We start from the raw sequence: 25,405 nt of genomic DNA on the forward strand, positions 1-25,405 counted from the left end.
TCCAACTTCGCCGACACCATCACCGGATCCTCAGGCGCCGACTTCCTCAACGGCAACGGCGGCAACGACACCATCAACGGTGGCGGTGGCAATGACAATCTGAACGGCGGCGGAGGCAATGACAATTTCGTCTTTGTCTCGGGAGCAACTGCTGGTGCTACCATCACTGACTTTACCGGCAATGGACCTTCCCAAGGAGATACGCTGGAATTTCACGGTTTTGGGCTGGCCGCCGACGGCGCGACCCTGACGCAGATTGGGTTGAGCAATCAGTGGCTCGTGCACTCAGGTCTGGACGCACACGAGGAGACCATCACGATCAATGGCGCTGTGTATGCCACGGACTTTCATTTCCTGACATAGCCGCCGTTTGATTTTCTAAACTGCTTGCGGCCTCAGCGTATCACGCTGGGGCCGTTTCTTCGTCGCGCAGAAGTGCGGCTCCTGTCTGCTGTAAAAATGGCACGCAAACGACGCCAGAGCTCCGCTCCATTGCGGCAACCGGACGCCCACCAGAGATCCTCCAAACTGCACTACAAGAGAGGTGAGTTGAGCAGCAACGCGCGATCACCAGTTCCAGGAGCTCACGACGGTGTCTCACTGAGCTCCCAATGAGTTACAGGATCAAGCCATATCGCTGGACTTCCGCACCAAGCAAAGCGTGCATGCGAGGGTTCAAACCTCCAGCGGAATCGGATCTCCTTTGACCGCGGAAATTATAGATGGAGCCGTCAAATCGCATCTTGCGGAAACCCAAGTCAAGCTGAAGGCAGCCGAGCAGATCGCCAGGGAAGCGCTGGCCTGCGCAGAGGCAGGTGGGCAGCTGAGACGATTCAGGTTTCCATAGATATCGAGCAATTGATCTGCCAGGCCGGACAGCTTCACGATACCGCCACGTCTTTGCGCCGTATGGCGCACGATTGCACAACATCAAGGTTCTCACATTTTGCGCGATCGACAGGGCACGGAATCGGCAAGCTCTCCAAGCGCAATGCCCCCAGCCGCCCGCCCTTTCCTCTTGTCATCCTTGCTCCAGCCATCGCTTCAGCACGCGCCGTTGCGCGGCCCGGACCGGCCTTTCATAGCGCTCCAGTCCCGCCAGACGCTTCGCTAGCTTCGGGCTTGGGCATTCCAGGAACGCAATAAGCATGTCATGGCGGGTCTGCCGGATGCGACCAAGCCACAGATTGGTGCGGACGAAATCTTCCATGTTTGACGAGTTGTGTTGCTGTCCGAAGCTTGCCCCGATCGCCCGCACGAGTGGGCGGGAGTTAGCATCGCCCTCAGCCTTTAGGCGCGAGAGCCCATGTTGACGGGCATTGCGGCTCGACTTCGCTTTTCCCGCGTTCGTCTTCGGCCCCGTGCTTCGTTTGGCGTTCAGCCTGTTTGTTTCGATCTTTCGTTCTGAGGTCATGAGGCCGCGTTCTCTGATGTCTGCTCTACCTTGGTCTTCCCTCCGTCCGGCGAGGAGTTCAACCATGTTTTTGAGCGAAGCATTGCTGAACACAACCAAGGCAAGCCAGCTTTCGACACAACGCGGTGTGGCGAGATCCCTTCACGCGCGAGCGTAGGATAATCCCTATTCGACTGGACGAACTTCAGTGGCTACCAGATGAGAGGCGGACGCTGAGGATTTTGCTATTTCTTTGTCTTCCTGAAAAGGCGCTTGACGACGCTGATCAGCCTGACTACCGGCGCGGTCCCTCGCGACTTGCGCGGCGGAATCACAATCAACACAAAAGCCAAATTCAGCAGCAGCCAGCCGCCTAACACAATCAAAAAGACCCGCATCTGAAATCCGGGAAAAAAGAGCAATCAAAAGTGAAATGAAGCGTTTAACGGTCTGATTGAAACCCAAGCGGGATGCCAGTTCAAGTCCTCGGCTTGGCGTGCGGGAGCGACTGTCGGTTATGTCTCGAATAAAATCGGATCGTACGCGCCTCGCGTTCCGACCCAGCCAGGTCGCACGCCTTCTGTGGATCATGGGTGCCGGCGCTTTTCGCTAGTGCTCTAGATGGACTGGACCGGGATTCTTTAACCCCGACTATGAGCTCGGAGCGAACTCGATCGGAACGTAATATGCGCCGAATGATTAGGTTGAGGACTTCAGCGATTCAATGGGCGCCTCGGCTGCACGACTACTCCTGTTGGAGCGTTCGGGCCAGTCGATGCGTTTGCAAGAGAGCCCGCGGCGTTCGATCGCCGTGGACAGTCGCTCGGCCCGCTGTCTCGCGGCGCCGCCGACCAGGCTCGTGCCAGCCGAGGCGTCGGCCATGACTTCGTTTCGGATGAACTCGTACATCCGCAGCAGGAAATGATCGGAAAGGCCTTCAAAATCGTTCATGGTAGGCACAATCAAATTCAGGAAATAATCCAGACTATCAATCGAAAGCTTACCCAGCCAAGCGCCACAATCCAAGCAATCATGGCGAGGCCGACGGCTCCGAAAAGGACAGTAGGCAAGAGATAGTCGCTAATACCCCTTTGCCGGCTAGCCGGCTCAACGGTCTGCTCAGTTCGATCAAGCATTCTGACCTGCCCTTGGGAATTCAAGGAAATACAGGCCGAGTGATGAGACGACAAACGATAGCTGCGATTAACCTCACCGGTCAACGTTAAGGGCTGGCGGAAGAGGCCGATCCCGCCGCAGGAGCGAGGCTCGAACCCTACGTTAGCGCCGCCCCCTCAGGTGACTCCGTGGCTTTGTTGCTTTCGCCCCACCACTTGGCTTCGATTTGTCGCTTTGCTCTGGGGGGGGGCGCTGACCGCCGATCGCTGCGCGAATTAGAGCCCATATGAGCAATATGATTGCTGCAGAAACGACTGGCATTCCACTCCGATTGGAGCGTTACTGAGTCGGCCGGGGGCAATGGCAGCGCCGGTATCTCACCTCGCGAACGCGGGGCTTCAGGCAGTGCGGCGAGGAGCGCCGCTATTCTTGGAGTAGGAGATACCCGTGCGTAGCGTACAAAGTGAAGGCCCCGACGGGCCACAGCATCAGATCATCAGATTCAACCCGAACGACCGGCGGCATTTCATCGGCGGCTCGGATGCCCGCATCATCATGGGGGACGACCAGGAGAACCTCACCCGCCTTTGGCGGGAAAAACGCGGCGAAATCGAATCGCAGGATCTCTCAGACAATCTGATTGTCCAGCTCGGGACCGTGACGGAGGTCTTGAACCGCGCCTGGTACCAGCGCGCGAGCGGTCACACGGTGAAGGACATCCAGAAACGGGTTCGTCATCCCATCCACAAATGGATGGCCGCAACGTTGGACGGGACGGTCGAGCAGACCGGTGCCGTCTTCGAAGCCAAGTTCATGCTGCCGTGGGCCTTCACGGAGGAAGCTGCCGCCGACAAGCACATGGCCCAGTTACAGCACAACATGTGGGTCACCGCGTCTCGCAGCGCCGTTCTCTCGATCATCACTGGTGGCGGCAAATGGGTCGAGATCAACATCCACGCTGATCCGCTTTATCAGCACCTACTGCTGACGGCCGAAAAGAAGTTCTGGCGGTGCGTCCAAAGCGGCGAGCCGCCGATCCTCTTTAATATCGAAACGCCCCGCCCTAGACTCGAGGCGGTCAAGGTCGTCGATATGTCGACCTCCAACCAATGGGCTGACCTGGCAGCGACCTACCTGCGGACGCGAGAGGCCCATGGCGAGCACGAGACGGCCAAAGCGGATCTGAAAAAGCTAATGCCGGAGGATGCCAAGGAAGCGACCGGGCACGGCATCAAAGCCAAGCGTTCCAAGTCGGGCGCGATCAGCTTCGAGGCTCAAGCGGCGGAGGGCTCCCATGCACCAGTCCAGTGAGCGCATCGGGACCATCGCAGCCGCCCTCGCCCGAGCCCAAGCCGAACTGATGAACCCGGAGAAGACTCTGACCGCCGTCATCAGGTCGCCCTTCCCGCGGGAGGACGATCGGACGTTCCGCTACGCGTCCCTCGCGAGCGGCCTGGACATCGTCCGCAAGACGCTGAGCCAGCAGGAAATCGCCACGATCCAGACCACCCGGATCGAGCAGCCAACCGGCCAAATTCACCTCACCACCTTGCTCGCCCACGCCTCAGGAGAATGGATTTCCTCGGACCTTCCGGTCTGCGCCTCCAAGGAGGTCGAAGCGCCGCACCGGATGGGAGCGGCGCTAACTTACGCCCGCCGCTATGCGCTGTTTGCCATGGTCGGAATTGCCGGAGAGGACGATCTGGACGCCCCGGACCTGATGACGGGGTCTCCCACCGCGGTTGAGCTACAGATCGCACCAGCACCGAAGGGAAAGCCGCCCAAAGGCGCTCCGAACCGTTCTGCCCTTCTGCCGCCTGACCGCTCCGCTGAGCTGTTGGATCGGCTTTTGGGCGAGCTTGCCGAGCGGGAAGCCGGCGACGACCTGCTCGCCTGGGCCAAGATCAGCCTCCCGCTCAAGAACACTCTTCTGGAGGCGCACGCCCGCATGCTCGAGGCTGCCTACCAGAAGAGGTTCGAGGAAGCCGCCCTTCCCGATCTCGATATATCAGACCAACAGCCGGTGGTAGCGATCAGACAGCGCGACGTCGAGGGTCCCGCCAGCGCCTCATCCGGAGCAGAGGTCGGCCTAGCCTTCCCGAAAGAGCCGGCTCGGAGACGAAGCAAGGATCACCTCGGCTTCATTCGCAACCAGGGTTGTCTGGTCTGCCAGAAGACCCCCGCTGATGCCCATCATTTGAAATTCGCTCAACCGCGAACTCTGGGGCGCAAAGTCAGTGATGAGTTTACCGTGCCGCTGTGCCGATCCCATCACCTATCTCTGCACCGGCACGGAGACGAAAGAGCCTGGTGGACCAATCTGCAAATTTCACCATTGCCCATTGCGAAAGAACTTTGGGATGCCAGTCCTGTCCACCTGATGAACGGAGCAAATCTGGCTGGAGAGATCGGCTCGGAGGCGCGGGGTCAATGAATGCTCCTGTCAGCCTACCTCCGCGTCAGTCGAAGAGCGTCTTGCCGTCTGAGTTCGAGGCCCTGTGTCCGCCGCCTCAGCTTTTGCCCGGAGAGAACATCGACCAGTATGACGCACTTCAGGCCGCCATCTTCCGCGACCTCTGTCCTCGATCTGCCATCGAATGGCTGCTCGCCATCGACATCGCAGAACTCTCCTGGGAGATGCAACGCTACCGGATTCTGCGGCATAGGCTCCTGGACACCTACCGCCACAAGGCGATCGAGATGACGCTTCGCCGCATCGACGTGGTGGGCGTCGCCCCGGACTTCCAAGGTGCGGCCGAAACTTACACCATCCATAACGCGCTGGAATGGCAACTGGATGCTTCTGCTGCGAGCGATATCGAAGCCCGTCTTCGATCGTACGGTTTCGATGAACATGCCATCAGCATGGAGGCTTACGTGCAGGCGCGCGAGATCCTCGTTCTGTTTGAATCGCTTCTGAATGGGGCTCAGCTTCGACGCCTAATGCTGCTGAAGGAGATCAACAACTTTCAAAGGTGGGCTGATCCCGCCAATGTCCCTGAGTGCAAAGGTCAGCCAAGAGACGTCAATTTTCCGCGAGGAAGATCTTGCTGACAAGACCTCTCATGGATGCCAGCCATGCGCATGCTGGGCATATTGCACTGCGTTTCCAATCGGCCCGCCTTAGCCAAAGCTCACACCGAACTAAGCAACCAGCTTGCGGCAATCCAGAGTACCCGCATCGAGCCCTGCAAGGGCAGAGCCAATCTTACTATCCTAATCGGCCACGGCACGGGCGAATGGATCTCTTCCGACTTGCCGGTTTGCCCCGCCAAGCGTCTCGAAGACACACGAAATGGTAGCGGCGCTAACTGGTACTAGTCACTACTCCCTCCTGCCAAGTCGGAAGCCAGCTAGGAACGACCGGACGCGCCCGACAAGATCGCCGAGCTGCCGAGCTTCACCGAACAGCGCTCTGCGCTGGGATCCAAGGGCAGCCTCCCCAAGGCTTTCGCACTGGCTGCCCTTCCTCGGATAAGACCCAGCGGCCTCTGCGAGCGCCTCTAGGCGAACTTCGCCGGCACTAACGATCTCCTCTTGGAGGCAAGGCGAGGCTCGCCCGTCAAGGGCAACCTCCACGAGACCGACGCCAAATACGCCGAGACCGCTTACCAAGCAAGGCATGAAGTGAGCCCGGCTGCCCGCCTAAGCTCTGGATGATGAGCCGGCCCATAACAACGAGTTGAACCTTGATCGACGAAGCGAGGTAGCGACCCCGATAACGAGAGGCTGCATCTACAAGCGAAGACCTTTAGCTATGACAACGCCTTGGGACGACGAAGCAAAATTGACTCGACCGGCCAACGAAGGTCATTGAGAATGCTAGCATCGGAGCAGAGCACCAGATCCGCATGCTCAGGAATCTCTCCGATCTCATTTACCCTAATCAGTTCGCGTCCCGACAATAACCTTACTTCGCCAAGCCTTTTTAGAGATTCTAGCACCTTCTGTGGGTCGCTTCCCGCTAGCGACAGATATCGCCGATCGAATTCCAACACACCTAAAAAGGAGCTCACCGCCCGAAGGGTCAACATCATGCCGGAAAGCACTTTTGCTTCGTATCCCTCTACGTCAATCTTAAAAAGAAGTCTGTCGGCGTCGAGTTCGCTTCTTCCTTCGAACAGATGATCGATTGTGGTGGAACTAACCGATATTTCGCGGAAAGACTCCGCACCAGTCCCCTTGAATCCAATATCGTCTGATATCTTCCCAATCGCCGATGACGTTCCCGACCATTTTTCATCCAGGTGAAGAATTTGATCGCCAATTTGATCAGAAACCAACTCGGTCTGAAGTAACATATGGGTGGCATTGATATGCGTCTTGATACTCCGATCGAGGTAGGCCTTAATATTTGGATTTGGCTCGAACAGAAAAATATCGGCACCATTCGCGTAGGCCGCCGAAAGAATAATCTCTCCGTAGTTTGCACCGATGTCTAAGACGAGTGTCGGTCGCAACGCCGCAATAGCGGACCGCCAAAACATTGTTATCCAAGGCTGGGTAGCTCCAGCCGAGGCGCCAATGAATCTTCCTCGGTTTTCATTGGCGTCATAATATAGGTTGCTGATTCCAATGAATCTTACCGAGGCACGGCCCGGAAGAGTACGAAGGACGAACGAGTCCAAGACGAATCTAACCGCCCGCTTTGCACTTAACACAATCGCCCCCTTTAACCTGAGCAAGCTGTACTACACGCCAGAGCGCAGGATCTATCAAATTATCACAACCGCTCTTGCCCGCTGCGCCTCACCTGCTCCAGTCAGCATTTTAACGAAGACTCGCCACTTCGATCGCGGTTCTCATCTAGACCGCCAGCAAGACAAGACGGCTTTTGTTTCTGACACTTAGTCGCCCAAGCCTTATTCAACAACTTCTTTATGAGCGCTGGTAGTCGTCTTCAATCCGGATGATGTCGTCTTCCCCGAGATAGCTTCCGGTCTGGACCTCGATCAGCTCCAGCATGATTTTACCGGGGTTCTCCATCCGGTGCACCGCGCCCATCGGGATGTAGATGGACTCGTTCTCGTGCACGCTTTTGACGGTCTCGTTGACGGTGACGCGGGCTGTGCCGCGGACCACGATCCAGTGCTCGGCGCGATGATGGTGCTTCTGCAGCGACAGACGCCCGCCCGGCTTCACCACGATGCGCTTGACCTGATGGCGCTCGCCATTGTCGACCGACTGGTAGCTGCCCCAGGGCCGATGCACCTTGAGATGCTCCTCGGTGACCTTCGGCGCGACCGCCTTGAGTTTTGTGACCAGCCGCTTCAGCCCGTTGGCATCCTTCTGACGCGAGACGAGAACCGCATCGGCAGTCGCGACCACGATGAGATCGTCGACGCCTTCGAGCGCGACCAGCGCGGAGTCTGTGGTGACGTTGCAATTGCGGCTATCTTCGAACACGGCGGTGCCGTGCGACGCATTGCCTTGCGCGTCCTTGTCCGACAATTCCCACACCGCGTGCCAGGAGCCGACGTCGGACCAGCCGCAGGACACCGGCACGACCGCGGCGCGCGCGGTCTTCTCCATCACCGCATAGTCGATCGAGATCGCCTTGGCCGCGCCGAACGCCTCGGGCTCCAGCGTCACGAAGCCGAGATCGCGGCCGGCATTGCTAACAGCATTGGAAATCGCCTCCACGCTCGCCGCATCGACCTTGCGGTATTCGTCGAGCAGCACGCTGGCCGGAAACATGAAGTTGCCGCTGTTCCAGAGATAGCCGGAGTTGACGTAGTCGGCCGCCTTCACCGCATCCGGCTTCTCGACGAAGCGCGCGACCGCGTGCACCTCGCCGGAGATGACCTCACCCGGGCTGATATAGCCGTATTCGGTCGCCGGCCGTTCCGGCTTGACGCCGAAAGTGACGATACGCCCGGCGCTCGCGGCGATGAGGCCCTGGCGGCACGCCGCGACGAAGGCCGCGTTGTCCTGCACCACGTGATCGGCGGCGAGCGCGAGCACGATCGCCTCACTGGTGCGGTTCTGCGCGAACACCGCGCCGGCGGCGATCGCCGGACCGGAATCCCGCCGCATCGGCTCGAGGATCACATCGGCCGCGATGCCGATTTCGGCGAGTTGTTCTAGCACCATGAAGCGGTAGGAGGCATTGGTGATGACGATCGGGCGATCGAACAGCAAGGCCTCCGAGACGCGCAACAGCGTGTCCTGGAAAGTCGAGCGCGTGCCGAACAGCGGCAGGAATTGCTTGGGCCGCACCTCGCGCGAAGCCGGCCATAGCCGCGTTCCGGCGCCACCACACATGATCAGGGGGATTATCGGGCTTGTCATTGTCGTCTCACAAATTGTAAAGGATATAACAAACTTGAAAATGCGCGTCAGGGCTGTTCGTATTTAAGGTGAATCGAGGAGGGAGCGCTTCTTGTCCCTTTGTAACGCTCCACAAAATCTTCCACGTTAATGTAAAGTCTATCACTTGGCAATTTTGGATCGCTATCAGCACTGCTTTCAGCTATGAGAAGCAAAGCAATTCCATGGGAAATTCATGACAAAGAAGCGAGCATTGATCACGGGCGTAACCGGTCAAGACGGAGCCTACCTAGCTGAGTTACTCTTAGCTAAGGGCTACGAGGTTCATGGCATCAAGCGCAGAACGTCGCTGTTCAATACAGATCGAATTGACCATCTTTATCAAGATCCTCACGAAACCAATCCACCGTTTAAGTTGCACTATGGAGATCTAACCGACTCCTCCAGTCTTATACGCATTGTTGGTCAGACCCAACCCGACGAGATATACAATCTCGCCGCACAGAGCCACGTCGCGGTTTCGTTTGAAGAACCCGAGTACACTGCCAACTCCGACGCTCTCGGCGCTCTGCGCATACTAGAAGCAATGAGAATAGTCGGCATTGAGCGGAAATCCAGATTTTACCAAGCTTCGACCTCCGAATTGTATGGCTTAGTACAGGAGACCCCTCAGAAGGAAACAACGCCCTTCTATCCTCGGTCTCCCTACGCGGTCGCAAAACTCTATGCCTATTGGATCACAGTGAACTACCGCGAAGCTTATGGAATGTATGCGTGCAACGGCATTCTATTCAATCACGAGTCGCCCGTGCGCGGCGAGACATTCGTCACGCGAAAGATCACACGGGCGTTAGCCCGCATCCATTTGGGTCTTCAGGATCGCCTCTATCTTGGCAATCTTGATGCGCTCCGCGATTGGGGGCACGCCCGAGACTATGTTGAGATGCAATGGCTGATGATGCAGCAAGCTGAACCAGAAGATTATGTGATCGCTACTGGGACTCAGCATTCGGTGAGGGAATTTGTCGAGGTCGCGGCCGGAGAAGTCGGCATTCAAATTTCTTGGAACGGAGAAGGGATAGAAGAAAAAGGCATCGATCAAAACACAGGTAAATGCATAGTTTCTGTAGACCCAAGATACTTCCGCCCGACCGAGGTTGCTACACTATTAGGCGACCCCAGCAAGGCGCGCGAGAAGTTGGGTTGGCAACCTAAGACTACGTTCGAGGCGCTTGTCCAAGAGATGATGCGCGAAGATTTGAAGAGTGCCAAGCGAGACGAGCTCGTAAAGCAACACGGCTTCAGGTATTTTGAGAGGCGTGAATAAGCAGGATACAAAGCTTGAGTGTTCTTCCGAGGGCCATTAGTTTGAATTGCCCGGCAATGTTCCCCAAGCCGAAATCCGTGTTGCTGCCCAACACCTATGCCTTCGAATCCGAGCCGATGGTGAAGGCCACGGGCTTTCGCGAATACGACGCGCGCTGGTTGTTCCAGAAGGAAATCAACCTGATGGGAATTCAGGCGCTCGGCATGGGGCTGGGCGCGCTGATCGCGGAGCTCGGCGTCAGCCAAGAGATCGTCACCGGTCATGATTTCCGCGGCTATTCGGCCTCGATCAAATATGCGCTGATTTCCGGCCTGATGGCTGCAGGCTGCAAGGTGCACGACATCGGGCTCGCGGTGACGCCGATGGCCTATTTCGCCCAGTTCGACCTCGACGTGCCCTGCTGCGCCATGGTCACGGCCTCGCACAACGACAATGGCTGGACCGGCGTGAAGATGGGCGCCAACCGCCCACTGACCTTCGGCCCCGACGAGATGACGCGGTTGAAGGAGATCGTGCTGGGCGCCGAGTTCAAGAACAAGGCCGGCGGCTCCTATCAATTCCACGAGAATTATCCGGCGCGCTACATCGCCGATCTCACCAGCCGCCCGAAGCTCAAGCGCAAGCTCAAGGTCGTCGCGGCCTGCGGCAACGGCACCGCCGGCGCGTTCGCGCCGCAGGTGCTGGAGGCGATCGGCTGCGAGGTGATCCCGCTCGACACCGAGCTCGACCACACCTTCCCGAAATACAATCCGAACCCCGAAGACATGGAGATGCTGCACGCTATCCGCGACGCGGTGCTGCAGCACAAGGCCGATGTCGGTCTCGGCTTCGACGGTGACGGCGATCGCTGCGGCGTGGTCGACAACACCGGCGAGGAGATCTTTGCCGACAAGGTCGGCGTGATGCTGGCGCGCGACATGTCCGCGATCCACAAGGATGCGCAGTTCATCGTCGACGTGAAGTCGACTGGCCTTTTCATCACCGATCCGGTGCTGCAGAAGCAGGGTGCCAAAACCACCTATTGGAAGACCGGCCATTCCTACATGAAGCGCCGCACCCACGAGACGGGTGCGCTCGCGGGCTTCGAGAAGTCCGGCCACTTCTTCTTCAACAAGCCGTATGGACGCGGCTACGACGACGGGCTCGTCTCGGCGCTCGCGATCTGCGACATGCTCGACCGCGCCCCCGGCAAGTCGATGGCCGATCTCAAGAACGCGCTGCCGAAGACCTGGTCGTCGCCGACCATGTCGCCGCATTGCACCGACGAGGTGAAGTACGGCGTCATCGACAAGGTGGTGAAGCACTTCGAGGGCTTGCAGACGAAGGGCGCCAAGATCGGCGACCAGTCGATCCGCGATCTCGTCACCGTCAACGGCGTCCGCGTCACGGTCGAGGACGGCAGCTGGGGCCTGGTGCGTGCCTCCTCCAACAAGCCCGAGCTCGTTGTCGTGGTCGAGAGCCCGGTCTCCGAGCAGCGCATGCACGACATGTTCGAGATGGTGAACAGCGTGCTGCGCACCCATCCCGAAGTCGGCGAGTACAATCAGAAGATTTGACCTGGGATCGGCATTCCCGTGTACGTTGGGCCCAAGTAAGTTAGCAATCGGCTCCCCTTGCTCTCGCGAGCTGTAGATCCTCAACATATTGAGAGATCCGATCATAACTTTCGGCGACAACCTCTGGTGCGTGCCTCTCAACCACGTACTGACGCGCGTGATCACGCAAGGACTTGAAGCGCTCCCGATCAAGCTGCAGTTTCAGCGCTTGCGTATAAACGTCATCTGGCCCGTCACAGACGATAAGATCCCGATCCGGCACACAGTCCAGCCCATCGATGCCTCGACTTGTGGTTACGACAACTACTCCAATTGACATTGCCTCGAGAATTTTTGTCTTTACGCCAGTTCCGCCGACGAAGGGCGCCAGAAGGATACCTGGCGGGCTTGAGAGGTCGGATAGATCCGGAGCAAATCCTCTGAAATCGCAATATCTATTAAGCTGCTCTGAGCGGATCTCCCCTGGATCGTATTGCCCGAAAACGCAGATGCGTTCGGCCTCCCCGCCCTGTAATCGCCTGTCAATCGCTTGAACGAGCAACTGCAATGAAGACATATTGTGATGGTTTCGTAAATTCCCCACAAAAAGCAGACGCGGCCTCCCGATCGGATCGCTAGAGATCACGTTCGTTGCCATGCTGGAGATAGGAACAGAAAAGACATTGTCTCTTCCTTCTGAAGAGGAGAACTCCTGCGCTTCAACTGCGGACGTGAACATGACCGCCCTTGCCAGCTTGGCAACATTCTGCTCACGACGAAACATACGCGTTCCCTCGATCTTGAGAACCCGACCGGCTGCAAATCTCGCCGCAAGCTGTATCCACCGTGGAAAATCGTTCTTGCGTGTCCCGAGAAGATTTTCGGCGCCTGACAAAAGTTGCTCAGCGTAACGTTTGGATAGCAGATCATCATAGTCAACGACTACTCTCCGCGCTACGCAACTCCCGTCCAGCATCCTCGTATTTGCAAAATTCCGTATCATATCGACATAGATCATGACTGGCCGACGAGACCGAACCAATTCGAAGACCTTCGAAGCGGTTGAAGTGCCGCAGTAGTACGACTCCTGCAAAGGAAACTTGCGCACTATGAAATTCACACAAAAATCCCAGAGAGATGCTTTCTCCAGCTCCACGACTTCCGCGGCAGCTAAAAATTCAGGAATCTCCCTGGGAGTTTCTGCGCATAGGATTATTAACTTGTATCTTTGCGCCAAGTAGCTCAGATGCTGAACAATCATCCGCTCGCGGCCGCCGATGATCGGAATGGGCCATCGGCTCAGGATTGCAATAGCACAGGGAGCAAACTCAACACAGGCGCCATCAGTCTGCAAAGTGTGAAATGAAAACAACCTCGCCCCCCTACACCTAATTCAAGAAAAATCTTTTACAATTCGCCTTACCGCCGCGAGATATCACATTATCCAACCGATCGATCGACCAGCTTACAAATTGTTGCAGAAAAGCTTAATCAAGATCCGGCCCAGGAAAACCTTCGACTAAATCAGAAAACCAGTTTGATTCTCTCGTCGCACGCTCGACATGGCGGGCACAAAACCTTTTTACTACCTCTCCCGTTTCGAAGTCATCTCGAACTGCCGCCCTTGCACATGATTCGATGGCGGCGATCCATTGTTCTGCGGTTTCAACCACAATAACGTTTCCAGAGCCGAAATTTAGCCCACGAACGCCCATTCGCGTCGAGACAATCGATTTTCTGTTATAGAAAGATTCGGCCGCCTTGACGCTGACACCCGAACCAGAGAGCACGGGAACGATCAACACGTCGAAGCTATCCCAGACGTCCGTCGGCGACTCTACAAATCCGCAGATTTGCACATTTGAATAGGAATAATTGAGAGCTTTGCCTCCGCGACCGAACACCAAAAGCTCCACATCCCCCAGCTTAGGGAAAACTGATCGCATAAACCAATCCAATCCCAGTCTGTTCGGCCACCATTCCAGATTTCCAACAAATCCAAGTCTGAGAGGACTCGCGGTTTTAACCGAGGCCAACTTCCTCCTGGAGCAGTTTTGACACCCATTGATCCTGTCGGCGCACCGGTATCGGAATGTCGGAGGAATATTCACCAGATTTATTCCACCAATCTTCCGCTCAAAATAGCTCGCATCATCGGCCGAGATGCAAACGGCACGGTCGATCCAGCGTAACGCGGATAACTCAAATCTTCTAAGATACCACGCTTCTCTCCGAAGTAACCCTCCTCTAATTCCTGAAGCTTCTCTTGATCTCTGAGCCATAAGCCGCCACTCAACATTGTGGAGTATCGCCAACTTTCGATCGCAATTGGATACTTTGGCCAAGTAGCTCGTTTCGACATGATCGAGCACGAGAATGTCAGCTCGACTGAACAAGACTCGGAAAGTCGCTGTCAAAGAAAGGCAGTAGAGTATCTTCGACGAAACTGGGAGAATGCTACCTATCAAGACAGCGAGCAACAGCTTGAGCTTTCGGTAGAACCTGTTGTTCGGCAGCACCGAGACAAACGTTATGTCGGATTGTCGTCCGAATAAAATATTTGTTAGCTCTCGAGAATAGGTTCCGCCACCGCCTTGATCTGCGGCAAATGGAACGAGTCCCACCCACATTACTCGAAGAATTCGTTTCTCGGACATGACCGCTCAAAAACTGCGACAGCGCAACTGCAGCGTATGGAATGACGTTGAAGGCTTACCCGTTTCTAGTAACTCGTCGCGAAGCTGTCACGCTTGGGACCAATCTTATCAAGCAAACGAAAATAACCAGAATCTGGATCTGCAATATCAGCCCCTCGACGCTAAATCGCAGCGCAGCGATCATGATAATCGCATAATACTTTAAGAAGAACTGGACATGAGGATCGCCTACGTTCGCGTAACAAATCGCAAGCGTTAACAAACAGCCGAATATTAGGCCGGACAGCACGACACCGACAAACCCGAAATCGGTGACCGCGGTTATCGGCATGCTAAAGGTTAACGTCGATCCTCTGGAGTAGAAATTCAAGTCGAGGTTGGCTCCGAAAACGACCTGAGTCAGATATGCGTCCTTGTCGGCCCTTGGCTTTTCGAAAGGAACGATAGCTGACGGGACGAGATTAAGAGGACTAATTGTAGCCGCGAGGAATGAGAAATCTGTCGATGGAATCCGACTTAGACTGGATATTAGGTACGTCGCGTTATCGTATTGAAGATAGTCAGTCGACATATTCGCCGATCGTGACGCTGAAGACGGATCTTCGCCAACCAACGAAATTCCTTGCCTCTGCGCATTGAGAAATGCTGACAGCAACGAAGCTGGAAGCATCAAAAGAAGCGCAATGACAGCATTTCTTGCCATTTGAGAGCGCGACTTTGACCTATCGAATAAAATTACAGCAAACGCCGCAATACAGGCCAGCGTTCCAGTACGAGTAGCAGGAAACGTGATGAAGTACGTCAAGCCCAAGTATACTGCCGCTTTCAGGACACCGAGCACCGTCGTATGCCTGAGCGAAAGACCGATCAACAACACTGCGGGTATTACCGCCACACCAGTTAGCGTCTGCAAATACCAACCGCCGTTCGTCAAAGACATCATGGCCGAAAAGCGATTTACGTCTCCTGCGCCTAGAAAGTAGAGGGGATTCCCGTAGATGATCACATTGGCGGAATAAGACACAAGCAGAAATAGCCAGAATGAAAGTACTATTTGGGCCGGCTGCAAACCGCCCATTACTGCAAGATAGCGAGGAGCGACTCCACTCCTTACCATCCAACTGGAGAGGGTCGCCGCCAGGAAAAAAAGCACAATGTAGTAATTGGCCTCTTCGCAAACACCATCAGGAATGGTGGCACCAAAATACCAATACTTGGCGCTGAGCCGAATTATCGCGGGCACAATGAACAAGTTTGCACTGTAATAAAATAGGAACACTCCGATCGATGTTCGAAGCCCAAATAGGACGAACGTAGAAAACGCAGCTATTGAAGCGATCAGAATAGCAACGGAGATTTCCTGCATCTTGCCTTCTTTTCTTTTCACCTCTTAGGCGACCGACCAAATGTCCTTGACCCGACACCTCGGGTCTCTTCATCCGAAGATAGTTGGCGATAAGCCCAACATCCGCCGACTGATGTACAGAAATACAAAGGTACGTGCCACAAGCACGCTACCCACGAGCACAGTAACACCGTACAACCCGCCAACAGCGGAGCCTACAGGCAACATTGCCGCGACAAATAAAACGCTCGTAGCCATGGCAATAAGAGAAAAGTGTTGCCGTCCAGCCATATCGAGCACCATTCCGGCCGCCGGGCTAGCCATAGAAAACAACCGCGCGACCAAGAGCAGGGCAAGGATACTGTAGACTGCATCATAGCTCGGGAATGCTGTTTTGAGAACGTAACGACCAACTGCGAGGTAGATAATGAAACCGACGCACGCGACCGCGAAATTCAACCGGATAGGACCTACCAGCATCGCCCGAACCCTATCGAACCGGCCCAGATGCAGCTGCTCGGCTGCTCTCGGCTGGAGCATTGCTAGATAAGTACTCGTCAAAACGCCTGAGAACTCAAATAGCTGCGACGCAATACGGTAACTTCCAAATTGATGGGGGGCAAACACATGGCTGACAAAAAGAAGATCAATTCTGTTCGACAAGAGAAATAATAGAGCGATACCTAAGAACTGGAGTCCATTCAGACACCAGGTCGAGAGCATTGATCGAGAAGCGGCTGCAAAAACCACCCCCTTAGAAAATCCGGAGGCAGCTATTGCGCCGGAGATGACCACGTTCAGAATAGAAGCTACTACATAGCATTCGATGGCATAGCCTGCTCGCAAACTTTGGGATGTTAGCAAAGCAGCAACAACAAGCAGCTGCACGTTGAGCGACTCAGCACATTGGGCGGCAACAAATTTTGCGTGCGCCCTAAGGAGAGCTACCAATAAAAGGCATACAGCCTGCGCGCCAAGGACCCCGAACACTACGGAAAACGGGAGATGAATTTGATAGAAGTCGGACAATATCCAATTTGCAAAGAACGTGGACGGCACTAACACACCAAGAACGCACACGAGCGAGAATGCAATCATCGTGCGCTGCACGCCAGGGTCTCTGAACTTTCCCGAGAATTCCCGCACAATTAGACTATCAAATCCCAATCCAGCCAACGTGCCGAATACTACGCTCAGAATAACGACGACCGAGTAAGCCCCAAACACGTCAGAACTTTCGCGGCTCAGGATGACAGAGATTCCGAGCCCTGCTGCAGCACCCAATGCACGCAACAAAAAAAGGGAATACGCATATAGCGGGCTACTCATAAGAGGCTCCGGCTTTGCATAGCGACCGCATTCACCGAAACTTCTCCTTGCTCAACACTCCAAGTTTGTCAATTTCAGCCGAGCTTTCTTCCAGCGCGATGCGCTCGCAATTGATCACAGCAATCTGGCCTATTTCAACTTGAGTATCGGCGGACGCGAATACGACCTTAAACGCCCTGCCCCCCCTTGCGCCAACCAATCGAATTTGATCCGCCTTCGAAATCCTAAAGATAGGAGTATCTTGGGCCTTGGCCGCACAATGAAACCGAGAATTTTCGATAGACACAGAGGGGAAATTCTCGATGCGAGACCCCGGCGCAGCCCGCAAAGAAAAGACCGATTTGGAATCGGAGGGAGCATCGAAATCGCTGAACTCAAACATACACCCCAGGAAGCACGCATTCATGCGCATATTGGGAGCCCCAACCATCTCAACAGCCACACGCGAGTAGCCGAAATCGCAACCAAGAAACGTATTGGTTTGAGAGTGATAGTTTAGGGTAAGAGCAACCTCACAGTAACGAAAGATGCTGGATCGAAATGTACTGTCTTCCGCACCAGAGTTACACACTACGCCGCGGCGGCAGTTAAACACTTGCACCTGACCGATTGATGAGAGCCACGCTGTGGAGTGAAAATGAAGCCCGACATCAAAGCCATGCATGTAAATATTTTCCAAGGAAATATAGCGCGCATCTTCAATATAGATTCCCTCGCCCGTACGACCCGTCCCCTCTATCGCAAGAGCGCAAATACGCACTCGTTCAATAGGAGTATTCTTGTTGAGGCCCTTCACTTCAATAGCGCGAACTCCCCTTTCGCAAAGCAATCGGCTCCCAGCGGATACTGCGTAGGAATTTGGAACGGTATAAAATCCACTACCTACAATACTCTGACCAGACAGTACTCTGATCGTGCTCTTGACGAAAAACTGTTGAGCGGGAAGCTCGACTGTTCCTGGCTGCCCACCTAGACTATCAATTGCTCTTTGTATGGCGACGCCGTCGTCCCCGAATGAAAGTACGTTAACGTGGCTTTCAAAGAGCTTCCACAACGAACCATCGTTAGAGCGAATGATTCCGATATGACGCTCTGCCCCTTGGTAGCGAACATACTGCGTAGGAAATAGCGGCCCAACGCGTTCAAACCTCCCGACAATGACGCATTCCGTCGTGGCCGCAATAGAGGCTGACGCCAAGTCGTCGCGAGTTTCAAACCAGTGGAGATTCATGGGCGCAGTGGAGCCGAACTGCGACGAGCAGACCAATGAAGGGCTGGCAGCCCCCAAAAAAAACTCTCTCCGAGAAAGCGGATTCATCCTGGCTTTTCCGGGTCATCCCACTAGGCTGCGATAGAGCGCAGAATATTGCTGAACGACAGTCTCTCGGCGAAACCGATGTGCAATGCCGCTAGATCTAGGAAGCGAATCCGTTTCAATCTTAGTCGCAACCTCTAAGAGCACATCTTGAAGCTCGCGCTCGCTCGACACAAGCTTACCATCGGATCCCGAGATGATAATTTCCTGAGCAGCAGTGTTTCGGAAGCCAATAACCGGAGTACCACATGCGAGGGCTTCGAGCGTGGTCTTTCCGAAAATCTCTTGCTGCGATGGCATTACAAAAAGCTGCGCGCAGGAATACAGCGCCCGAAGCATGGCACCACTGTCGATAGGACCAAGATGACGCGCCAGCGCAGCGTCGGAACCTTTGTATGGGCGGCCGAATGTCAGCAGTTCGATACCTGCAGAACGCAGCCTGTCAGCAACACGTGAATATGCGCGATAAAAGATATCAAAGCCCTTGTAAGCGTCATTCTGATCGAACGCCCCGACCAATATATATCGACGGGGGAGCTGTAGGCCTTGACTACTCAAGCGTTCCCTTGCTGCGGGCTCTGGATAAAACGCCGTTTCATCAATGATGTTGTAAATGAGATGCTTGTGAGGATATCCCCGCAGCAACGTAGACTCCTCGGCAGCGGCGCGGCTAACCTCGCTCATGAACACAAAGTGAATTTTTTCCTTAGAGTATAAAGATCGCTTCGCGTCGAAAGCTAGTCCGGTCCAGTCAGAACACTTGTTTAGCCCTTTAAAGCCAGGGCACGCACTGCAGTTCGATAAGAACCCGTCGCACTCAAGAGAATAGTGGCAACCGGCTGTAAATGGCCACATATCACGCACGGTCCAAACAATCGGTAGATCGACCGCATCCAAAACATTGAGAGCAACGCGTCCGCCGCTCACCCAATGAACATGGAGAATGTCTGCGCCACCGAGAATTGACTTCGGCACTCTTGCTAGTGAAGAAATCGCCTGAGAAAAGTATTGTCTTCCTCTGACCTTTTGACGGTTCTTCTCCTCAAGCCATCTTGATATCTGCACTTTAGTTTCGTACGCAATCTGTCGATTGAAGAACTCCGATGGGCCGCTTGGATCACACAAAAAGCGGGATTCCACACCTTGCTCAATTAAGCCGAAATGCAAATTTTGAGCCCCACGCACGGCGCCGGAAGAGAGGTTTCCGCTCGAAAGATGAAGCACACGCATTCTTTTTTTCTTCTAGTTTCCGCAAAAAGATAGGCAGTCAGGCGTCTAAGGAGCAAACCAATACTCTTGCCTGCAGTCATAATTGAGCACAGATTTCCGCGTGCCAACTTCGCGAGCCGGATTGCCTCCGAATATTTTCATCTCCGGGACATTTGCCGTCAAAACGCTTCCGGGTAGCACGACCGCCCCGCGACCGATCTGCACACCTGGCTGAATTGTTGCGCCAGCAAAAATAACTGAGAAGTCTTCAATAATAACAGGCCTCTTATTAAAAGCAAAACTGGGACCATCAATATCATGCCCGCCGGTGTAAATCTTTACATCGTGGGCCACCGACACGTTCGCGCCAATTATGATTTCGGCTCGATTGTCGAGATAGCAATTTCGGTTGACCGCGCTACATGCGCCGATCTTCACCTTACTCAAACCAAACAGGCGGACGGGACTGTGTACGGTCGCCCCCTCGGCCAGAGACATTCGGAAAAGCGGAGCGAGGCGACGGCGAAGCCAAAACGAGGGGAGCAGATTGTAAAGAACGTTGATCAACCGAATGTAGATCAAGACCGTCTGCTTCGCTGCCACAGGAAAGCGTCGCTTTAAGTAATCCAAGATCAAAATCGCTTCGTGACGACATTTGGCTAACAAGCGATGGCGCGAAGAAAACCCATGTGTTCGAAGCAGCGCTAGATATTCGTTGTACGCTCGTCTTTTATAACGATCGGAGACGCCTCCCACACGCATTCGGATCTTTTGGCGTGCCCGAACAAAGGGAATTCCCAAAAAGTGAGCGCGAAGCAACCATTCCGTGTCCACCGCTATTCGAACATCCGGATTGAACAATCCGACCTCTTCGTATACTGCTTTAGGGATCAGGCAGGTTGTGTGCATAAAACCAAAGCCATTCACAAGGCGGGCTTCATCGAACGTCCTCGCGTTCACTCCGATTTCATGTCCATCCTCGTCGATCAATTCAGCAGTGCCATAGAAGACTGCCCGGGCCGGACCAATCGATATAATTTTTCTAATGCTAGAAACAGTGTCATGCGCTAACTCGTCATCCGCATTAAGCAACAGAATATATTTTCCAGTCGCGAGCCGAAGCGCCTTATTCCACGCGTCGCCAATCCCCTTGTCTTTCTCGGAGATCAGAACGTCAATTTCCGCCGAATGCCGTTTCGTGATTTCCAACGTCTTGTCCGTCGAACAACCATCTATGACGATATACTCAATGTCGCAGTTCTTTTGCTTGAAGACGCTAAGAAGGGTTCGCTCGATAGTTGTCTGCGCGTTGTAGGCGACCGTAATGATCGTCAACAAAGGTCGCGACGCTATGAGATTCTCAGTAGGGTCAAGTCCAGCGGTGGCTCGCTTTTCGCCGAATGTCATTTCGGCTCCCTCAGCTCTGAGCCGCGACTTGGCCGCTCTGGCCCCGGTGTCTTGAGAGGAAATCCTCATAAGCGGATGATAGACCTTCCCCAAGGGAGACATGAGGCCGCCACCCAAGAGCTTGGATGCGGGAGCTGTCTAGCAACTTCCTAGGGGTACCGTCAGGCCTAGAGGTGTCGAAAACCAATGCTCCCTTATAGCCAACTACCTCCGCAATACGAGTCGCGAAAGCTGCAATCGAGAGCTCTTCTCCGCTCCCCACATTAATCGGCAAATCATCAAAGTATTTTTTTAGAAGGTGCACGCATGCATCAGCGAAATCGTCGACATTGAGAAACTCACGCAGCGGCGTTCCCGTGCCCCACACTGTGACCTTGGGCAACTTGGCAATCTTCGCCTCGTGGAAGCGCCTAATCAGCGCTGCCGGAACGTGACTATGATCGGGATGATAATTGTCGCCGCGACCGTAAAGGTTAGTTGGCATGACTGAGATAAAATCGTCGCCATATTGCCGGCGGTAAGCTTGACACATTTTTAGCCCGGCAATCTTCGCCAGTGCATACCATTCATTGGTCGGCTCGAGTGGACCGGTCAACAGTTCGCTTTCTGCGATCGGCTGCTTGGCGTGCTTGGGATAGATACAGGACGAGCCCAGGAACAACAGGCGTTGCACACCGATTGTGTGGCTCGCACGAATGACATTCAGCTCCACTGCAAGATTGTCGCAGAGAAAGTCGACCGGAAAATTGCTGTTGGCCGCGATACCACCAACCTTTGCCGCTGCGTGAACCACGATTTCAGGACGATTGGCCTCAAGCCATCTTAGCGTGGGCTCTTCCTTTGTGAGATCCAATTCGCGGCGGTCGGCAACCAAAATGGTGCAATTCTCTGACGCTAGCCTTCGGACGACAGCCGATCCGACCATGCCTCGGTGACCCGCGACAAAGACACGTTTGCCCGAGAGATCGTAGGTTGAAAGCCTTACCATCGTATCCTCTATCAGCGGTGGGTCGCCGGAGCGTCGCTGCTCCCGGACGATCTGGCTACCGCACTACGCAATCACACTGCCGATGTAGCCGCGCCAAACTGGTAACACACTCCTCACCATGCGACAGCCTGTCCCAGCCCTCCAAAGATATTCATGATGAACCTGCGCTATGCGCACAAAAGGTAAGCACACTTTGGGCAAAAACGAGCAAGGCAGCCGCGTCAGCTGTGCGACTGCCTCAAACATTCTCAAAACGGCAACTTCCGTGGGTTAGCTCAACCTCAATACGCCCGGCGCAGGACAGGCCCGACAGGCGCGCAGACCCGATCCATATACCAGCCATAAGGCGTCTCGACCCGTACCAGCGGGCAACGGCGCCACGGCGCATATCGATATGGATAGGGCTGCGCCCAGAAGGTAATAGGCGTCACCTGGCTCTCACCCGTGAGCAAAGCTGGCGGTGGGGGCATCTGCATCGCGGCACTCGCTCCGCTGGCCGCGCACAATGTAACAGTTGCGGTTAAAAGCCCCGCTCGTATCAATGTCTTAAACATCCCAAAAAGCTCCTTGCCCCTGCGGATTTGATCCCCGATGCGTGCTTGTCAGACCCCGGCCGACCAACGTCACGATACGCAAGACACTCCGCCACTAGCCCAAATAGTGAACCGAACTTTACCAAGACGACCGACGGAAATGCAACTGGTGTCGGGCCGCCGAGAGCCTTTTGGGATGACATGGCGTACAACTGTGACTTCTGAGCCCTATTTTTCCTCGCTCCAGGCGCCGGGGGTCGCGAGGTCGGGTGAACGGCGGTACACATCCCGAAGGAACTGATAGTTCACCGTCTGAGCCAACGGCACATCCTCCTCGCCGAGCTTTGCGAAGAGTAGGATATCCCGAAGCGTCCGCCAGCGGCTTTCATCGTAGTCGCTGATGCGGCCGCCCGTGGGAAGCACGAGCGGACGTTGCTGCTGCAACTCGAATTTCAACCGCTCGAAATTCAACCTGGCCGGGCCGGCACCGGCGAGAACGGGCACGCTCCGTGCATAGTCTCCATAGGCAAATTGCCATCCTCGAATGATGCCCTGAAGGGCGTCGGCGATTACGGACGGCTGATCATGGATGAGATCATTGCTCGCGAAATAGACTTGCCCTGGGACATGGATACCGTAGTCCTGCGGCTTGATCACGCTCAGTTTCACGAAAGCCGGACTCGAGGGATCGGGCTGCTCGTCGATGGCGGCAATGATCGCATCCACGTCCCCAGCCCGCAGAGCATCGAAGCTGTCGCGGTCGGGGACCTTGGTAATCTGGCTGCGGGGAAGCCCGAGCTGCGCCATCATGGCATCGAAGACGACCTCTCCCTCACTCGCTCTGCGATACCCGACTCGCTTCCCGATCAGGTCGGCCGGCCGCCGCAATCCCAAGGTTTCGAGTGTGAAGATGGCGACCGAGGTATCGAGAAAGCTGGCGGCGAAGGCGGTGACGGGGACGCCACGCCAGCTTGCGAGCAGGAACTTCTGGCCACTCGTCACGCCGATGGCATGTTGGCGTGCAATCGTCTGGACGAAATCAGGGGCGGGTTGGGCGGCCAACTCGATGCGAGAGGAGAAGTATCCCTGCTTCGATGCAGCGAGTTCGCCGGCAAAGCGCGCGCCATATGGCCCGTCGAGGAGGAGCTTGACCGCAACAGCCGCGTAAGTGGTCGGAGCTCGTATCGGGGTTGCGTCGGGGCGAAGAAGGAGAAGCACGGTTCCGATCAGCGCCAATGTAACGAGGCCAATGGCGCGATAGCGCTTTCTTCTCGGCCGGGCCCGACGCAGGGACCGGGGTCGAGACAACGAGATGATCTTCCTAACGGGTTGCAAGTTTAACATATCAGTCGTGGCGAGATGGGCTACAATACAGGGTGGGGTAAGGTTAATTTTTCCTGCGCCTTGTTTTAACAGCGATTTTGACCGATAGCACGGTTTATTCGGATAATGAATTTTGCGTCAGTGAGTTTGGCAGGATGACAATTCTTTCCACTCGACCGGTTCCGATGGCTGATTCTGCGGCGGAAATTCGTGTGATCGAGCCAATTGTAGCGACAGCTGCAGGGTTTCCGACGAACTGGCTGCGACCTACGCTCGTGGAACGGCTAATGGCTGTGGTCGATGCGGCGCTGATCGTGACCAGCGGGATTGGCTGCGCGGCCGGCTATCATCTCGCCACTGCTGGCACGCTCGGCAAGGCCGATGTTTATGCGGCGGCGAGCGTCCTCGTCGCGATCAATTTCATCCTCCTGACGGTCGTACAGCAGGGCTACCGCCTCAAGAACATCACAGACTTGTCCCGCACGTTCCGGACGACGCTGGCGACATGGACGGGGCTCTTCGGTGCGCTACTCGCGATCGCCTTCACGATGAAGGTCAGCGACGAGTTCTCGCGCGGCACGACGATATCGTTCTACCTGGTCGGCCTTGCCGTCCTGCTCGCCTGGAAGATCGCGGCGGCGCACTGGACCGCACACGCCTTGCGCACCGGCGCCTTCGCCAACGGCCGCGCGATCATGATTGCCGAGTTCGGTTTGGCGAGTTCGTCCAACACAATCGACGACCTCGGCCAGCACGGCTACCGCCTGGTGCGGATGATGGAGATCCCGGCCAAGGACCTCGCCTCGCCGCTGCTGCTGTCCTCGCTGGTGCCGCGGTTCGAGGAGCTGATAACTTTCGCTCGCGAGAATCGGATCGAGCACGTTTTCCTCCTGATGAACTGGAGCCGCCAGCACGCGATCGATAGCATCCTAGACGCGCTGAAGATACTTCCCATCCCAGTGCATCTGGTGCCGGACCCCAACGCCGCGCGGTTCCTGCGCTATCCGCTCGTGAGTACCGGCGACACGTTCACCGCCGAGCTGCGCCGCGCGCCACTGTCCTTGAACGAGCGCGCGCTCAAGCGGACGCTCGACCTCGTCGGCGCGAGCCTTGCGCTTTTGGTGTTTGCGCCGGTGATGCTGATAACCGCGATCCTGATCAAACTGAGCTCGAAGGGCCCGGTGTTCTTCCGCCAGACCCGTCACGGCTTCGGGAGTCGCGCGTTCAAAATCTTCAAGTTCCGCACCATGCGCGTGCTGGAGGACGGCCTGATGATTCAGCAGGCGCAGAAAAACGACCCGCGCGTCACGCCCATCGGCAAATGGCTGCGCAAGACCTCGATCGACGAGCTGCCACAGCTCTTCAACGTGCTCAAGGGCGATATGTCGCTGGTCGGCCCCCGCCCGCACGCGGCCGCCCACAACACCGAATATGAGCAGATCATCGGCAACTACGCCTTCCGGCACCACGTCAAGCCCGGCATCACCGGCTGGGCCCAAGTCAATGGTTACCGCGGAGAAACCCGCACGCTCGACCTGATGCAGAAGCGCGTGGAGTTCGACCTGTGGTACATCAACAAATGGAGCTTGTGGCTAGATATCAAGGTGCTGCTTCAGACTGCGGCAACGGTTTTTAGGCAGCACGGGGTGTGGTGAAAT

20 protein-coding genes and 1 pseudogene are annotated in these 25,405 nt (G+C 55.6%); 7 read left to right on the top strand and 14 right to left on the bottom strand.

The window, feature by feature from the left end:
• A pseudogene (locus tag AC0L3C_RS10925) lies at window positions 1-363 on the top strand (hypothetical protein); the annotation flags it as partial.
• A 658-nt stretch (window positions 364-1,021) separates the two neighbouring features.
• Here AC0L3C_RS10925 and AC0L3C_RS10930 read toward each other — a convergent pair.
• The 3 genes from AC0L3C_RS10930 to AC0L3C_RS10940 all read right to left on the bottom strand — a co-directional run bounded on the left by AC0L3C_RS10930 (window position 1,022) and on the right by AC0L3C_RS10940 (window position 2,344).
• Entirely contained in the window at window positions 1,022-1,414 is a 393-nt protein-coding gene (locus AC0L3C_RS10930; RefSeq protein WP_473407945.1) for a hypothetical protein, read from the bottom strand.
• Between the two features lie 165 nt (window positions 1,415-1,579).
• Window positions 1,580-1,858: a hypothetical protein gene (locus tag AC0L3C_RS10935; RefSeq protein WP_473407946.1), complete on the bottom strand. Its 279-nt coding sequence runs from the start codon at window positions 1,856-1,858 to the stop codon at window positions 1,580-1,582.
• 234 nt (window positions 1,859-2,092) lie between these two features.
• The gene (locus tag AC0L3C_RS10940; RefSeq protein ID WP_473407947.1) at window positions 2,093-2,344 is read right to left on the bottom strand and encodes a hypothetical protein; all 252 of its coding nucleotides are present in this window, start codon (window positions 2,342-2,344) and stop codon (window positions 2,093-2,095) included.
• 657 nt (window positions 2,345-3,001) lie between these two features.
• Here AC0L3C_RS10940 and AC0L3C_RS10945 point away from each other — a divergent pair.
• From AC0L3C_RS10945 to AC0L3C_RS10955, 3 genes are read left to right on the top strand one after another with little or no spacing between them, the layout of a single operon-like run.
• Window positions 3,002-3,820, top strand: coding sequence for a YqaJ viral recombinase family protein (locus tag AC0L3C_RS10945; RefSeq protein ID WP_473408079.1), 819 nt, complete (start codon window positions 3,002-3,004; stop codon window positions 3,818-3,820).
• Window positions 3,804-4,943 (top strand): ERF family protein, encoded by a 1,140-nt coding sequence (locus tag AC0L3C_RS10950; protein WP_473407948.1) that lies wholly within the window; start codon window positions 3,804-3,806, stop codon window positions 4,941-4,943. Before AC0L3C_RS10945 ends, AC0L3C_RS10950 begins: the two co-directional genes overlap by 17 nt.
• Window positions 4,940-5,563, top strand: coding sequence for a hypothetical protein (locus AC0L3C_RS10955; protein WP_473407949.1), 624 nt, complete (start codon window positions 4,940-4,942; stop codon window positions 5,561-5,563). Before AC0L3C_RS10950 ends, AC0L3C_RS10955 begins: the two co-directional genes overlap by 4 nt.
• Before the next feature lie 701 nt (window positions 5,564-6,264).
• Here AC0L3C_RS10955 and AC0L3C_RS10960 read toward each other — a convergent pair.
• Window positions 6,265-6,996, bottom strand: a complete 732-nt coding sequence (locus AC0L3C_RS10960) for an FkbM family methyltransferase (RefSeq protein ID WP_473407950.1) — start codon at window positions 6,994-6,996, stop codon at window positions 6,265-6,267.
• 391 nt (window positions 6,997-7,387) lie between these two features.
• A complete protein-coding gene (locus AC0L3C_RS10965; protein ID WP_473407951.1) occupies window positions 7,388-8,800 on the bottom strand; it encodes a mannose-1-phosphate guanylyltransferase/mannose-6-phosphate isomerase in 1,413 nt (470 codons plus the stop codon).
• Between the two features lie 214 nt (window positions 8,801-9,014).
• Here AC0L3C_RS10965 and gmd point away from each other — a divergent pair, with 214 nt between their 5' ends.
• Entirely contained in the window at window positions 9,015-10,106 is a 1,092-nt protein-coding gene (gene gmd, locus AC0L3C_RS10970; protein WP_473407952.1) for a GDP-mannose 4,6-dehydratase, read from the top strand.
• Window positions 10,107-10,162: 56 nt separating this feature from the next.
• Window positions 10,163-11,662, top strand: a complete 1,500-nt coding sequence (locus tag AC0L3C_RS10975; protein WP_473407953.1) for a phosphomannomutase/phosphoglucomutase — start codon at window positions 10,163-10,165, stop codon at window positions 11,660-11,662.
• Window positions 11,663-11,702: 40 nt separating this feature from the next.
• Here the strand turns inward: AC0L3C_RS10975 and AC0L3C_RS10980 are convergent, their stop codons facing one another.
• From AC0L3C_RS10980 to AC0L3C_RS11020, 9 genes are all read right to left on the bottom strand, one after another.
• A complete protein-coding gene (locus AC0L3C_RS10980; protein ID WP_473407954.1) occupies window positions 11,703-13,013 on the bottom strand; it encodes a glycosyltransferase in 1,311 nt (436 codons plus the stop codon).
• A gap of 115 nt (window positions 13,014-13,128) precedes the next feature.
• The gene (locus AC0L3C_RS10985; protein WP_473407955.1) at window positions 13,129-14,298 is read right to left on the bottom strand and encodes a glycosyltransferase; all 1,170 of its coding nucleotides are present in this window, start codon (window positions 14,296-14,298) and stop codon (window positions 13,129-13,131) included.
• A 55-nt stretch (window positions 14,299-14,353) separates the two neighbouring features.
• The gene (locus tag AC0L3C_RS10990; RefSeq protein WP_473407956.1) at window positions 14,354-15,664 is read right to left on the bottom strand and encodes a hypothetical protein; all 1,311 of its coding nucleotides are present in this window, start codon (window positions 15,662-15,664) and stop codon (window positions 14,354-14,356) included.
• A gap of 69 nt (window positions 15,665-15,733) precedes the next feature.
• A complete protein-coding gene (locus AC0L3C_RS10995; RefSeq protein ID WP_473407957.1) occupies window positions 15,734-16,972 on the bottom strand; it encodes a lipopolysaccharide biosynthesis protein in 1,239 nt (412 codons plus the stop codon).
• A gap of 31 nt (window positions 16,973-17,003) precedes the next feature.
• Complete coding sequence (locus AC0L3C_RS11000; RefSeq protein ID WP_473407958.1) at window positions 17,004-18,290, bottom strand: pectate lyase family protein; 1,287 nt, start codon at window positions 18,288-18,290, stop codon at window positions 17,004-17,006.
• A gap of 15 nt (window positions 18,291-18,305) precedes the next feature.
• Window positions 18,306-19,517, bottom strand: coding sequence for a glycosyltransferase (locus AC0L3C_RS11005; RefSeq protein ID WP_473407959.1), 1,212 nt, complete (start codon window positions 19,515-19,517; stop codon window positions 18,306-18,308).
• Window positions 19,518-19,562: 45 nt separating this feature from the next.
• Window positions 19,563-20,903, bottom strand: coding sequence for a glycosyltransferase (locus tag AC0L3C_RS11010; RefSeq protein ID WP_473407960.1), 1,341 nt, complete (start codon window positions 20,901-20,903; stop codon window positions 19,563-19,565).
• Window positions 20,904-20,913: 10 nt separating this feature from the next.
• Window positions 20,914-21,891, bottom strand: coding sequence for a GDP-L-fucose synthase family protein (locus AC0L3C_RS11015; protein WP_473407961.1), 978 nt, complete (start codon window positions 21,889-21,891; stop codon window positions 20,914-20,916).
• Between the two features lie 761 nt (window positions 21,892-22,652).
• The gene (locus AC0L3C_RS11020) at window positions 22,653-23,660 is read right to left on the bottom strand and encodes an ABC transporter substrate-binding protein (RefSeq protein WP_473407962.1); all 1,008 of its coding nucleotides are present in this window, start codon (window positions 23,658-23,660) and stop codon (window positions 22,653-22,655) included.
• Window positions 23,661-23,845: 185 nt separating this feature from the next.
• Here AC0L3C_RS11020 and AC0L3C_RS11025 point away from each other — a divergent pair, with 185 nt between their 5' ends.
• The gene (locus tag AC0L3C_RS11025; RefSeq protein ID WP_473407963.1) at window positions 23,846-25,402 is read left to right on the top strand and encodes an undecaprenyl-phosphate glucose phosphotransferase; all 1,557 of its coding nucleotides are present in this window, start codon (window positions 23,846-23,848) and stop codon (window positions 25,400-25,402) included.
• Window positions 25,403-25,405 lie beyond the last annotated feature (3 nt).

Source organism: Bradyrhizobium sp. WSM4872 (assembly GCF_055811715.1).